We start from the raw sequence: 13,066 nt of genomic DNA, 5'->3' as shown, positions 1-13,066 counted from the left end.
CCAGCGATCAGGAAGCGGAAGCTTCGCGCTCGATCAGCGGAGCCAATGCTTCACGCAGAGCACCCAATTTATCTTCGGCCAGGCGGGCTAGTGGACGGCGTGGGTCACCTGCGCTGTAGCCCATGATTTCGGCACCTGCGTAAACAGACTGGACGTAGTCACCCTGCCAGATCAGGGACATGACTGGAGCCAACGACTTCCAGATCTCTTGCACATCGTCCCACTTGCGTTCAGCTGCGGCATTGACCAGGGCAACACAGGTTTTCGGTGCCATGTTGGCTCCACCCCAGATCAACCCTGCGGCACCCGCGAACAGAGCGTAAGGTACCAGCGGATCGGCACCGTTCATGGTTGGCAAGCCGGTGCGTACAAGAGAAGCTTGAGCTGCGAGATCACCACTGCTGTCCTTCACCGAAACAAAGTTCGGGATTTTGCTCAGTTGCTTGAACAGTGATGGAGTCACCTCCACACCTACCGCCTGTGGAACGTTGTAGCCAATGATCGGCAGGCCGGCCTCGGAGACCGAGGAATAGAAGTCGATAATTCCCTGGTCATCGGTTGGGCCCTCGAAGAAGGGTGGAAGCACCATGACGCCGTCGGCGCCACAATCCTTCGCATGGCGGGTACGCTCGACGACTTCCTCAGCCAGCAAGGCGGAGGTTTGAGCGATCACGCGAGCACGACCGTTGATGATTTTAGAGCCGAAGGCGACCAACTCCTTGGACTCATCCTTGCTCAGATACACATGCATTCCGGTTCCGGAGCTCAGCACAAAGCCATGAACGCCGGCCGCAATGTAACGCTCAAGGAGCTGCTCAAATCGCGCATAGTCGATTTTGCCCAAGGGATCGAACGGCGTGGTGATGGCGAGGTTGACACCGGAAAAATTGAATGCAGACATCGTAAAACCCCTTATTGTTCTCGGCTGGTCGATCCAGCCAAACCGTCGAGCGGTAGATGCTCTGTGAAAAGGTTACGGATGAATTCAATGTGTAGACAGCGACATTTCTGCGGACGACTTGATAAGGAAATGTAATACGTCGACTGAGAGCGGGCTTTAAGGCAAAGGTAAGCGGTGACACTAGGCAATGAGATGCGAAAGGATTCACTCAGGGATTGCACAATGGTTTTATTGAATCGAACGATTGAAGGCATCAACGACCAATTGGATGACACATCCACAACACCGCCGCCAGCGTGTAGGTGGAGGCTCATCAGATATTGGATTATGCTAGGATTACTCCACTTCCAGCCAGTGAGTACAATCATGCCTCTCGACCCAATTCCAGTGCAGGGACTCCTCAGAGAAATAGCTGAGTATTTGGAAAGTCATAAAAAAAGCTCGTACATACTTGAGTTACTAGGAAGACCATACACACCCATTCACATCAATGAACCAAGCGCCACTCCGCCACTGGTTCATAAATATTTTGATATAGCTACTGCAAACGCCACCTTTGCAGAACCAGAACTACAGAAAATTATAGCGAACATTGAAGAACTCACTCCACAATTAAGGTGGTACAAGCGGGTAGATGACGAAAGTAGCGCAGAATTTAGTAACGGACACTTCAACTCAATAATTGTCGGACAATCAGGACTGATTAGTATTGACGGGCTATTGATCGGCCTTACTTTGATGGCCCCCGAAGTTACCTTTCCAATACACAGGCATCCACCTGAAGAACTCTATATCTCGCTATCGCTAGGCGACTGGTGGCGTGAAGACCAGGAGTGGTGGTCACCTGGTTTGGGAGGGATTGTTTACAATTCAGGCAATCAGCTCCATAGCATGCGCTCTGGCCCAGAACCGCACTTGTCATTATGGATGCTATTTGGAGAAGCGCACGTAAGTACTTGAGCAGCTTCCCTGAGACACAATTAGCATAATCCTCCAATTCATTAGTTTCGCGAAGACTCCTGTGAGCCGAGCCCAGTCAAACTGGTTTCTCATCTTGCCGAGCCATCGTCAGGTTCCTACTTGATGCTCGCAATGCGAGTGCATGGGTCTGGCTGGGCAGCAAATGCCCGGCAGGAGTTCGGCAACACAGTCTTATCTATGGCTGTGAACATCTTCTCATGGGCGATCCCTCACCCCGATGCCAGCAAGGTAAATCAAGGGATGGATCAGTTTCTGCTTGCCGTGATTAACCTGGACAAAAGGCCAGTGAGGTAAATGGCGCCACCCTCTCGCTTCAAAACCGGGATTGCGTTGTCACGAACATTGAGAAGGTGCTCTCCATCGCTCGCACTTTTTTACTGGTGAAAAAGGTCTTCATCAGCGTAAGCACCTATACGGCTTTGCCTGCAAAAAATCTCGGTTTCTCAGCCACTTAGAGGATGACTACAAGCTAACCACCTCCCTGATCGTCATAAGCAAAACAGAACGAAAACATTAATTTTGGTTAAGTCCGTCGTGTGCTGTGGTGATGGCAGAGATCGTTCGATAGCATCAGGGCCAAGGAATTATTACTCATCTTTTCAGGTTTTTTAGATCACCACTACAAAAACAAGCAACAGGCACCGGTAAACTACAACAACAAAAACTAATTGCACTGAGTTAAACACCTGCTCGTGATTGCAATAATGAAGGAGCCGCAATGAGAAAAAACCCAAGCGTCGAAGAACTCCTCGAAGCCTACAAACCAGATCACAGCTTGCCGGGGGCTCTGTATTATGATCAAGCCGCTTACGACTTTGAGATGGAAGCCATCTGGAAAGCGGAATGGTTGTTTATTTGCAATGAGTGCGAACTGCCGGAACCGGGAGACTTTCGCACCGTAGAAATTGGCAACAACTCTATTATTATCGTGAGATCAGATGAAAACACGGTAAAAGCCTTTTACAACACCTGCCGCCACCGCGGCTCTCGCATCTGTTTAGAAGAACGCGGCAGCAGCAGTCGACTGACTTGTCCATATCATCAGTGGACATATGATCTGAATGGCAAACTAATTTTTGCACAGCAAGTTGCTGAACACGTTGATTTTAATCAACACGGCTTAAAACCCGTCAACTTGACCAATATTGCAGGCTTAATTTATATCTGCCTGTCGGATGCTCCTCCAGACATCGAAAAATTCCGCGCTTCGGTACTGCCGTTCGTTACACCTTACGAGCCAGCAAAAACCAAAGTTGTGTATGAGTCGGTCATTATTGAAAAGGCCAACTGGAAACTGGTGATGGAAAACAACCGCGAGTGTTATCACTGCGCGGGGTCGCACCCGGAACTACTCGTTTCTCTCGTAGAATCCGCTTTGCCTGATGATCCCAAGACCCCCGGTTTCTTGCAGATCATGGAAGAGAAAATTCAAAAATGGGAGAGCCAGGGGCTTCCACATGAACCTGTCGAAGGGGGGAATGAGTTCCGCTGCATACGCCTTCCATTCAACCCAGGTGTCATGTCGATGACTCTCGACGGTAAGCTTGGCTGCAAGAAACTGATCAGTAACTTTACCGACCCGGATCGTGGCGATATCCGTATGTTCCGCGTACCGAACAGTTGGCACCACTTCCTCGCTGATCACATCATGCATTTTCGCATTCTGCCGAAAGGCCCGTACGAGACCGAAGTACGCACCACTTGGCATGTACACCCGGATGCATTGGAAGGCTGGGATTACGATCCTGACCGTCTCGCCGAGGTCTGGCTTTCAACGAATGCGCAGGACAAACACCTGGCAGAGCAGAATGCTCTAGGCGTTCAGTCCGATGCTTACGAGCCTGGCCCTTACTCGCCTACTGGTGAGTTCATGGTCGAGCATTTCAATACTTGGTACATGGAGGCCATGCGCGCCATGCTCTCTGCCACGTCTAAACGTCGCGCTAGCGGGGAGTAAATGGAATGGGCGAACTGAGGCTGGTCTGTAAAGGCAGACATAACGAAACAGCGGACGTCATCACCTTTCAATTTGACGTAGAAGAAGGCGTACTGGGGGCTCACCGTCCCGGGCAGGCCTTCACATTGCAGCTTCCTTGCCCTGGAGGGCCAGAGTACCGGACGTTCACCATAGCCTCTGACCCAGGCTCTGAGATCGAAATTACGGTCAAGAACCAAGGCGGAGCAACTCGATGGATGCATGAGTTCTTGCATCCCGGCACCTCAGTGCGCGCACTTGGGCCAGTGGGAAACTTCTCGATTGCCCACCACTTCGCACCGAAATATGCCCTTATCTCAGGCGGTAGCGGCGCGACGCCGATGATGTCGATGTTGCGATGGCTCGCCAAGCGCGGTGAGACCGTTGACGTCGTGTACATCCACGCTTCCAGAACGCCCGCTGACATACTGTTCGAATTAGAGCTCAAAAAGCTCGACTGTGAAATGTCCAATCTTAGGCTTGCCTACATCCCCACAACCGTCCCTCTTGGTCAATCGTGGACGGGCTACTCAGGGCACATAGACCGCAAGTTGATGTCACTTATCGTGCCTGACCTGGCCTCACGAGAAACTTTCTGCTGCGGGCCTGCAGGCTTCATGGACGCTGTAGAAAAGATATTTGTTGCTGAGGGTGGAAACCCTAATAGCTTTCACACCGAGGACTTTGGCCCTCCTCGTACTGCGCAAGCAGAAGTAGTTCCGACTGAAGCCCTCAATATTATTGCCTCTTCTGACGCCATACAATTGACGTTCGAAAACAAAGAAATTATAGCCAAGCGAGGCGACCTGCTTTTAGACGCGGTAAAGAAAGCGGGAATGATCATTCCCACGGGCTGCACCCAGGGAGTCTGCGGAACTTGCAGGGTCAAAGTGACTGCCGGCGACGTGAAGATGAATGCCCAGGGGGGAATCAGTGCCAAGGAAGAGCGGGAAGGATATCGCCTGGCATGCTGCTCCAGGCTTATTGAAGATGTAGTTGTTAAAAAGGCAACCTTCCTATAACCCTTTACACGCTGCAATCAAAACAATTAGAAGGAACGTACACACCATCCGCTGCCAAATGCTTAGCCCGCCCTTAAACCTGTTGTTAGGAAGCATTCGTTTTAAGGGCCGGCAAAAGCATAATTCTAACAATTCAGCAATCGAGGTATGAGTATGGGAATCCTCAGAAAGTTCGCGCTCTGCGTAGCTATTACCGGAAGTATCTTCGTATCTCAAAGCGCTTCCGCCAGAGATCTGACCATCGTCTCTTGGGGAGGGAATTTCCAAGATGCGCAGAGAGAGAAATTCTTCAAACCCTTTGGCGCAGAGCTAGGAAAGCCCGTACTGGAGCAAAGCTGGGAAGGAGGCTTGGGGGTTCTTCAAGCTAAGACCCGTGGCGGCGACCCAAATTGGGATATCGTTCAGATTGAACCTATCGACCTGGTGCCAGGATGTTCGGATGGCCTATTCGAAAAGGTCGACTGGTCTAAAATTGGCAATACCAATGACTTTATCCCACAAGCTGTCACGGAGTGTGGTGTAGGAGCCATCATCTGGTCTGTCGGTTTCGCATATGACACCAAGAAGATGCCAGATGGCCCGCAAAACTGGGCAGACTTCTGGGATGTGGCGAAATTTCCGGGAAAACGTGGTATGCGCCGGGGCCCTATGTACACACTTGAACCCGCATTGCTCGCCGATGGCGTAGCGAAGGAAGACGTTTACAAAGTACTTAGCACCCCCGAGGGCGTTGCAAGGGCGCTTAAGAAGCTGGATGAGCTTCGTCCCTACATTGTGTGGTGGGACGTATCCGCATCGCAACTGCAACTGCTTGCCTCCGGACAGGTTGCTATGACCGTCGCTTATAGTGGACGTATTGCTAACATCAACAAGAGTGAAGGCACCAGTTACAAGTACATCTTCAACCAAAGCCTTTACGGCATGGACTACTGGGTAGTGCTCAAAGGTTCTAAAAACAAAGCTGACGCGATGAAGTATCTTTCATTTGTTAGCCGCCCCGATATCCAGGCACAGTACGCAGAATATTCAACTCAAGGCATCCCTAACAAAAAAGCCTCGGAATTGATCCCCAAAGAGGCAACAACCTACATGCCTTCGTCACCTCAAAACTTTGACGTCTCCGTCCCCCTAGACGCCAACTTCTGGGCCGACAATATTGCACCACTCACCCAACGCTTTAATGCGTGGCTCACACGCTAACCACTCAAGCAACCCTTAACGAGCAAAATTAAGGCGGACTTAAAATTCAGGGCCGCCTTAATTGCTAGTCACAAACCATACAACATTAACCATAAGAACTGGCCCCGAACTTCAACATCCAAGCGTCAATACCGCACCATTCTGATGCACCCACCAGGCGACCGCACTCATTCAGGGCAAAGTGTAGTTCAAAGCTATTATCTGAGATTTGCTTTCACGGCATTCTTGCATGCTTGGGAAGTTCGCCATTAGCGCCATAAATACGACTTATAATAGTATCTAATGCCGCCAAAAAACCGTTGACCCAACGAGCCCCAATTTCAACAATTGGGTTGCCTGCTAACGCTCCGCAGGGCTTCGCAGCAAAAAATCTCACTCCAGCCATTAAATGGTTAGGCCACCCAATCTAACATAGGTATTAACATGGCATTTCCTAAGCACTCCCCATATGTAATTATTGGTGCTGGCATTCACGGCCTTAGCACCGCTTACCACCTTGCAGAAGAACTCAAACGCACAAAGCGCGGCAGCGGTGCCGACATCATCATCCTGGATAAGTCTGGAATTGCAGCAGGCGCTACCGGTATCGCCTGCGGCGTAGTACGCAACAACTACTTCCAACCGGCTATGCGTGAGCTGATGGCACATAGCGTAAGTGTTTGGGAAAGCGATCCAAAGGCTTATAGTTACCACCCCGTCGGCTACATGCAGATCAGTTGCGAAGTGATGCACAAAGACGTTGCATCCATTTACGACCAGCAAAAAGCCATTGGTTATGAGTCCGTCTTCATCGAAGGTGAAAAGGACTGCATGAACTACATGAAGGGTATTTTCCACGACTGGCAGGCTCAGAACATCACTTCAGTGCTCCACGAAAAGCGTGGTGGCTACGCGAACAACACTAAAGCTATGTATGGTTTGACCACCAAGGTCGAGGAAGCCGGTGTTCGAATTATTACTGGCGTTGAAGTCAATGGCTTCGTCTCCGCGAACGATGGCTCGATCACTGCCGTTGAAACCTCCCGCGGCACCATCGCGTGTGACTACGTGGTGATCGGCGCAGGCCCATGGGTCGGCAATTTCTGGGACATGCTGGAACTGCCGAAGACCGTCAGCATTAAGAATCCGGAAACCGGCGCCATCACCGACGGCGTGCCAATGTGGACTTATTGGTCGCTCCAGGAAGGCACCTTGGGTGTTGACCCTGATCTTCAAAAAACCAATGACGGCAAGATGCCCCCGGTTATTCACGTGGACACTGATGCACCGTTGCTTTCCGATGTTGATGGTTCATTGATCACCGACAAGTTGTGGGGCAACTACTATAAGCCCGACTTCCACTTCGGTGGCATCCAAGGCGGTGCGGCTCCATTCGTGATCGACAAGCCGTACGATGAGGTCAAGGTTGATCCCTACGGCCCGGAATCGCCAGATTTCGTTGTGGGTCATGAGTTCGCTCACATGTGGGTGTCGTCCCTCGCCCACTGTCAAAAGCGCTTCTCCGGTCAAATGGCGCGATACAAGAATGAGCCATCGGGCGGTATCGGTGCGTTCACCCCTGACAGCTTCCCGGTGTTCGATGTATACCGCAAAAACTGCTACATCATTGCCGACTCCAATCATGGGTACAAAATGCTGGGCGTAGGCAAACTGGTTGCTGAGGAAATCTGTAGTAGCAGCAAGAATCGTCTGCTGGAGCCATTCCGCTTCTCCCGCTATGCCGAGGGCAAACTTCATCCAGTGTCAAACAGCCCCTTCCCCTGGAGCTGATTAGTCGGTCTGCGGGCGCTCGGCGCCCGCGTTCACCTTGCGCAACACGTGGTGTTGATGGAGCGTGTTCGTTGTATCATCAAAGGGATCTCAGACGTGCCCAAAATGATGAAACTCGAAAAACACATAGAAATCAGTGCATTAAGAATCTTCTCGGTTTTGGCTGAATCCCAGACGCTGACCCACGCAGCAGAGCGCCTTGCGATCACTCAGTCTGCCGTTTCTCAAGCCCTCAAGCAGATAGAAGTTCAGGTCGGAGCTGAGCTCGTCGTAAGGCGATCACGGCCAATACTCCTCACTCCAGTTGGCCAAATTCTCAAAGAATATGCTGACAGAATACTGAACGATTCAAAGCGTATGCTATCTGCGTTAGCAAGCGCCTCAAATAACGGAACCACTCATCTCAGCATCGGCATGATTGATTCCTTCGGCGAAGCCGCTGGCCATATATTGCTGGAGCACCTTAAACCCACTGCCTCGCATCTAGCTCTTAGAATTGGACTAATTTCACCGCTTTCTAAAGCGCTGCTAGAGCACGACCTGGACATACTCATTACCAGTGACCCAATGGTTGACTACCCGGAACTTGAGCGCCATCCAGTCTTTCGCGACCCGGTTGTCATGCTGGTGCCCGAGTCAATCCCATCAAGCGTTGCTCACGACGTGAAAAAACTCGCCGAGCAATATCCTTTCGTTCGATACAACCGCCAAGCCAGGCTTGGTATATTGACTGATATTGTCGCGCGCCGACTTAACATTGAGCTGAATGCCCCCTACGAATTGGACAGCACACAAACGCTGTTCAGATTTGTGCAAGCTGGAAGCGGATGGGCTTTCACTACGGCATTGTGCTTGCTTCAGCACCCGTCGCTTTTGCAAGGTATCCGGGTGATGCCGCTAAACAACGGCGCAAACGCTCGATACATTACACTTCTGGCTCGACATCGGGAAATGCGAGAACTTCCCAGCCAAGTTGCAACACTGTGCCGCGACATTTGCGATTCACACCTTTTACCCAGAATGAAGCTATTGGCGCCTTGTGTCGAAGGGCAAGCCTACAGCATCACTGAGATGCCGCCTATCTAACAGCCTTGCTGCACAGCCTGACCTATGGAGTCTAAACTTATGAACGGTGTGGAAAACATTATAGACAAGGAGGCGGATTACACCGTTCCGGCGCTTCAACGCGGACTTAGGATATTAGAATTATTCACTTACGAACGTCGCGAACTCTCTACGAATGAAATAGCCGAAGCACTGGGCGTCACAGTATCCACGATCTACAGAATCATCCAAACCCTGCAAGGCATGGGGTACCTGCAAAAAACGGCAAAAAACTCATACGAACTTGGGCCGCAACTGATCTCCCGGGGCTTCACCTATCTGGCCAGTCGCGACATTGTCGACGTAGCCATGCCACACCTTAATCGCCTGAGAGACCTTACTTCGCTGTCTTGCCATCTCAGTATTAGGGAGCATCTCGACACATTGTACGTTTATCGTGCGCTCGCCGCTCAGCGCCTTTCCGTTAATATCCCCCTTGGAACGCGGATACCTTGTCATTGCAATGCTATGGGCAAAATATTGCTGACTGCGCTGAGCGAAACCGAACTGAATGCTATCTACCAAAACGCCAGGTTGGATAGTCATACTCTGACGGGGCCGAAGACCTTGCCAGAATTGAAGATTGAGGTGGAGCACGCGCGATCTCAAGGCTGGGTGATCAGCCGTTCTGATTATGCAACTGCCATTGCGGCAGGGGTTTACAATCACTTGGGCCAGGTTGTTGCAGCTATAAATATCTCCGGAGCTGATGCAATGTTAGCTTCAGGAGAGGCATTGGACAGTATGCGGATTGCGCTGATCAGTTGCGCTCGCGAGATCTCCCTACAGCTCGGCTACAAGTCGAATTAACCTTCTCTTAGCGTGTCAAGCGGGTGTTAGGCCACATAGTCGCGCCTGCATACCAAGCAGGCGCTTTATCACTGCCCGTCCAGCCGCACATAAGCGCAGCTTTTGAACGACTGTTATTTCACTTATAAACACTCATTTTAAGACCTATCTACTTCCCTTCCATGACCACGACGTTACCATGACGGAAATGGCTTCTAACCGCTGAATCACCCTATACGAGCGACACCTGCGCAGGCAGGGCCAACAGGACATCAGATCCGGATTCTTCATCTATAAATTTTCTCTTCACTGCCGAATAACCACCCTTTGTCGAGGTAATCTGATGCAGACCCCCAAGAGCATGTACGTGCTAAAAGTTATCTGTCCGGCAACTTCAGGCATTGTAGCGGCGGTGACGTCCTATCTTGCCGATGCCAACTGCTACATCAGTGAGATGTCTCAGTTCGATGACCAAAGCAGTGAAACATTCTTTATGCGCGCCGTCTTCCGGTTCAACGAAGGTGTCGCCGACGAAGTTGAGCAATTGAAGGCCGGCTTTGCCGATGTCGCCGAACGGTTCAGTATGGAATGGGAGTTGGTAGATACCACCAAGCCAACACGCGTATTGCTCATGGTTAGTAAGTTTGACCACTGCCTCAGAGACATTCTGTACCGCCATAATCGTGGCGAAATGCATATGGAAATCACGGCGATCGTGTCCAACCATCTGGATCTACGCCCGATGGCCGAGCGTGAGGGGATACGATTTGTTTACCTCCCGGTGAACAAAGAGAACAAACCCGAACAAGAATGTGCACTGATGGATTTGATTGAGCAAACCAGAACTGACCTTGTCGTGCTGGCTCGTTACATGCAAATTTTGTCGGACGATCTGTGTGGCAAGCTCTCTGGCCGCGCGATCAATATCCACCACTCATTCCTGCCTGGCTTCAAAGGCGCCAAGCCCTATCATCAAGCATATGAGCGCGGTGTCAAACTCATCGGCGCAACTGCCCACTACGTCACAGCCGACCTTGATGAAGGGCCAATTATTGAACAAGAGGTTCAACGGGTGGATCACGCCTATGAAGCGGATCAACTTGTGGCAGTCGGCAGAGACACTGAGACCATCGCACTCTCTCGCGCTGTGAACTATCACCTACAGCACCGCGTATTCCTCAATCGAGATCGCACGGTGGTGTTCAAATGACCGGGGCACGTTTGATCGATGGGAAGGCCGCGGCCAAGCGTGTATTAGCCGAGGTGAGTCGCGACGTAACGAAATTGTCCGCCAATGGCATACAACCTGCCTTGGCAGTCATCCTGGTGGGCGCAGATCCTGCCAGCCAAGTGTACGTTAAAAACAAAATCCTTCGTGCTAACGAGTGTGGCATACGCTCCGTAGAACACAGGCTGGCGGCGGACACCAGCGAGGCCGAACTACTGGCTCTTATTCACGCCCTAAACGCAGATACACGCATCCATGGGATCCTGCTTCAGCTACCACTTCCTGCACACATTCGCGAAACCAAGGTACTGCAGGCCATTGCTCCGGGCAAAGATGTGGATGGGTTCCATGCTGAAAACGTCGGCGGCCTGAGTCAAGGACGAGATGTACTGACGCCCTGTACACCGACTGGCTGCCTGTACCTACTGGAAGAGACGATCGGCGATCTCCGTGGAAAACACGCTGTGGTTGTGGGCCGTTCGAACATCGTTGGCAAGCCTATGGCTGCACTGCTGCTCAAAGCAGATTGCACGGTCACGATCGTACACAGCAGAACGCCAAATGCTGCTGAGTTGACACGCCAGGCGGACATCGTCATTGCCGCAGTAGGCCGGCCTCGGATGATCGACAAATGCTGGCTCAAGCCTGGTGCCATCGTCATCGATGTGGGCATCAATCGAATTGAAGAAGACGGCAGGTCGCGCCTTGTAGGCGACGTCGACTTCGAAAGTGCGTCCACCCAGGCGGCCGCGATTACTCCGGTACCCGGTGGTGTTGGCCCAATGACCATCGCGTTCCTCATGAAAAATACCGTCATCGCTGCGCGCGCGCTGTCGCAGGCGCCGAAGGAGGCTGCATGCCTTTCAATCTCCTGAAGTACGGCCTGGGTGCCGAATATCCGAGCCAAGCCGACCTACCACCGCCGAAAGAACTGAAGTCGAGTTACGACGTGGTCATCATTGGTGGTGGTGGACATGGTGTAGCAATCGCTTATTACCTGGCCAAATACCACGGGATTACCAATGTTGCGGTACTCGAAAAGTCCTATCTAGGGGGCGGCAATACGGCTCGTAACACGGCAGTCATCCGCTCGAACTACCTGACTTCTGAGGGCGTAAAGTTCTACATCGAGTCCGTGAAACTTTACGAGAACTTGTCGAACGAGTTCGACTTCAACGTTATGTACTCCGAGCGCGGCCAACTCACTCTTGCGCACACCGATGCGACCGTTCGTGCATTCCGTCAGCGCGCCGAGGTAAACAAACACTTCGGTGGAAGAACCGAGATGATTGATCGGCAGCAGATTCGTGAACTTGTGCCGACCTTGAACCTCGACCCTGGCCACCTTCCGGTGTTAGCGGGTCTGTGGCATATGAGCGGCGGCACTGCACGCCATGACGCCGTTGCCTGGGGCTACGCCAAAGAAGCAGCCAAACGCGGAGTTGAGATCCATCAACTCACTGAGGTGCAAGATCTGGTGATTGAAAATGGTGCGATCCGTGCCATCAAGACCAATCGCGGCACGGTGCGATGTGGTTGTGCGGTGCAGGCCGTAGCCGGTAGTAGTTCGTTGCTGCTCAAGAAAGCAGGTATCCGCGCGCCAATTCACACCTACCCCCTGCAGGCAATGGTTACCCAACCTTTCAAGCCGTTCCTCGATCCGTTGGTGAGTTCCTCTGCTCTCCATTGCTATGTCCAACAAACCAGTCGAGGCGAGGTCGTGTTTGGCGGTGGCTCCGACCCCTACCCTCTTTACAACACCCGGTCGACCCTGGATCTGAAAGAGAGCTTGCTGGCTCACGCAATTGAGATGTTCCCGTTCTTGGCGAATGCAAAGCTGATGCGGCAGTGGGCGGGTATTACGGACATGACCCCGGACTACAGCCCGATCATGGGCTTGTCGCCGGTGAAGAACTACTACCTCGATGCGGGCTGGGGTACTTGGGGCTTCAAAGCGACTCCCATCGTCGGCAAAACCATGGCCGAAATGATCGCTACGCAAAAAACTCCAGACCTCATCGCCCCATTTGCTCTGGAACGTTTCTCTCGTTTCATCCAAGTCAACGAGATGGGCGCTACGGCAGCCAGCCACTAAT

General features: G+C 51.9%; 11 protein-coding genes. 10 read left to right on the top strand and 1 reads right to left on the bottom strand.

Annotation, left to right across the window (positions count from 1 at the left end):
- Window positions 1-7 precede the first annotated feature (7 nt).
- The gene (locus HU738_RS17335; protein WP_186603643.1) at window positions 8-901 is read right to left on the bottom strand and encodes a dihydrodipicolinate synthase family protein; all 894 of its coding nucleotides are present in this window, start codon (window positions 899-901) and stop codon (window positions 8-10) included.
- Between the two features lie 366 nt (window positions 902-1,267).
- Here HU738_RS17335 and HU738_RS17330 point away from each other — a divergent pair, with 366 nt between their 5' ends.
- From HU738_RS17330 to HU738_RS17285, 10 genes are all read left to right on the top strand, one after another.
- Window positions 1,268-1,861: a dimethylsulfonioproprionate lyase family protein gene (locus tag HU738_RS17330; protein WP_186603642.1), complete on the top strand. Its 594-nt coding sequence runs from the start codon at window positions 1,268-1,270 to the stop codon at window positions 1,859-1,861.
- 739 nt (window positions 1,862-2,600) lie between these two features.
- Window positions 2,601-3,839, top strand: coding sequence for an aromatic ring-hydroxylating oxygenase subunit alpha (locus HU738_RS17325; RefSeq protein WP_186603641.1), 1,239 nt, complete (start codon window positions 2,601-2,603; stop codon window positions 3,837-3,839).
- Window positions 3,840-3,844: 5 nt separating this feature from the next.
- Complete coding sequence (locus HU738_RS17320) at window positions 3,845-4,879, top strand: FAD-binding oxidoreductase (RefSeq protein ID WP_186603640.1); 1,035 nt, start codon at window positions 3,845-3,847, stop codon at window positions 4,877-4,879.
- 147 nt (window positions 4,880-5,026) lie between these two features.
- Window positions 5,027-6,079, top strand: a complete 1,053-nt coding sequence (locus tag HU738_RS17315; protein ID WP_225923488.1) for an ABC transporter substrate-binding protein — start codon at window positions 5,027-5,029, stop codon at window positions 6,077-6,079.
- Window positions 6,080-6,502: 423 nt separating this feature from the next.
- The gene (locus HU738_RS17310; protein ID WP_186603639.1) at window positions 6,503-7,849 is read left to right on the top strand and encodes an NAD(P)/FAD-dependent oxidoreductase; all 1,347 of its coding nucleotides are present in this window, start codon (window positions 6,503-6,505) and stop codon (window positions 7,847-7,849) included.
- A gap of 57 nt (window positions 7,850-7,906) precedes the next feature.
- A complete protein-coding gene (locus HU738_RS17305) occupies window positions 7,907-8,935 on the top strand; it encodes a LysR family transcriptional regulator (protein WP_186603638.1) in 1,029 nt (342 codons plus the stop codon).
- 39 nt (window positions 8,936-8,974) lie between these two features.
- Window positions 8,975-9,763 carry an IclR family transcriptional regulator gene (locus HU738_RS17300; RefSeq protein ID WP_186603637.1) on the top strand — a complete coding sequence of 263 codons (789 nt, stop codon included), beginning with the start codon at window positions 8,975-8,977 and terminating at the stop codon, window positions 9,761-9,763.
- A gap of 322 nt (window positions 9,764-10,085) precedes the next feature.
- Window positions 10,086-10,952 carry a formyltetrahydrofolate deformylase gene (purU, locus tag HU738_RS17295; protein ID WP_186603636.1) on the top strand — a complete coding sequence of 289 codons (867 nt, stop codon included), beginning with the start codon at window positions 10,086-10,088 and terminating at the stop codon, window positions 10,950-10,952.
- Window positions 10,949-11,845 carry a bifunctional methylenetetrahydrofolate dehydrogenase/methenyltetrahydrofolate cyclohydrolase FolD gene (folD, locus tag HU738_RS17290; protein WP_186603635.1) on the top strand — a complete coding sequence of 299 codons (897 nt, stop codon included), beginning with the start codon at window positions 10,949-10,951 and terminating at the stop codon, window positions 11,843-11,845. The genes purU and folD overlap by 4 nt, the downstream gene beginning before the upstream one ends.
- Window positions 11,827-13,065, top strand: coding sequence for an FAD-dependent oxidoreductase (locus tag HU738_RS17285; RefSeq protein ID WP_186603634.1), 1,239 nt, complete (start codon window positions 11,827-11,829; stop codon window positions 13,063-13,065). Before folD ends, HU738_RS17285 begins: the two co-directional genes overlap by 19 nt.
- Window position 13,066 lies beyond the last annotated feature (1 nt).

The sequence above is a fragment of the Pseudomonas vlassakiae genome (assembly GCF_014269035.2).
Lineage (GTDB): Bacteria > Pseudomonadota > Gammaproteobacteria > Pseudomonadales > Pseudomonadaceae > Aquipseudomonas > Aquipseudomonas vlassakiae.
This window is presented reverse-complemented; position numbering and strand designations above follow the sequence as displayed.

Excerpts from the sequence above, each read along its gene's own strand:
- HU738_RS17320 (WP_186603640.1), top strand. The coding sequence starts at position 3,845 with ATGGGCGAACTGAGGCTGGTCTGTAAAGGCAGACATAACGAAACAGCG.
- HU738_RS17335 (WP_186603643.1), bottom strand. The coding sequence starts at position 901 with ATGTCTGCATTCAATTTTTCCGGTGTCAACCTCGCCATCACCACGCCG.
- purU (WP_186603636.1), top strand. The coding sequence starts at position 10,086 with ATGCAGACCCCCAAGAGCATGTACGTGCTAAAAGTTATCTGTCCGGCA.
- HU738_RS17315 (WP_225923488.1), top strand. The coding sequence starts at position 5,027 with ATGAGTATGGGAATCCTCAGAAAGTTCGCGCTCTGCGTAGCTATTACC.
- HU738_RS17325 (WP_186603641.1), top strand. The coding sequence starts at position 2,601 with ATGAGAAAAAACCCAAGCGTCGAAGAACTCCTCGAAGCCTACAAACCA.
- HU738_RS17285 (WP_186603634.1), top strand. The coding sequence starts at position 11,827 with ATGCCTTTCAATCTCCTGAAGTACGGCCTGGGTGCCGAATATCCGAGC.
- HU738_RS17300 (WP_186603637.1), top strand. The coding sequence starts at position 8,975 with ATGAACGGTGTGGAAAACATTATAGACAAGGAGGCGGATTACACCGTT.
- HU738_RS17330 (WP_186603642.1), top strand. The coding sequence starts at position 1,268 with ATGCCTCTCGACCCAATTCCAGTGCAGGGACTCCTCAGAGAAATAGCT.
- HU738_RS17310 (WP_186603639.1), top strand. The coding sequence starts at position 6,503 with ATGGCATTTCCTAAGCACTCCCCATATGTAATTATTGGTGCTGGCATT.
- folD (WP_186603635.1), top strand. The coding sequence starts at position 10,949 with ATGACCGGGGCACGTTTGATCGATGGGAAGGCCGCGGCCAAGCGTGTA.
- HU738_RS17305 (WP_186603638.1), top strand. The coding sequence starts at position 7,907 with ATGGAGCGTGTTCGTTGTATCATCAAAGGGATCTCAGACGTGCCCAAA.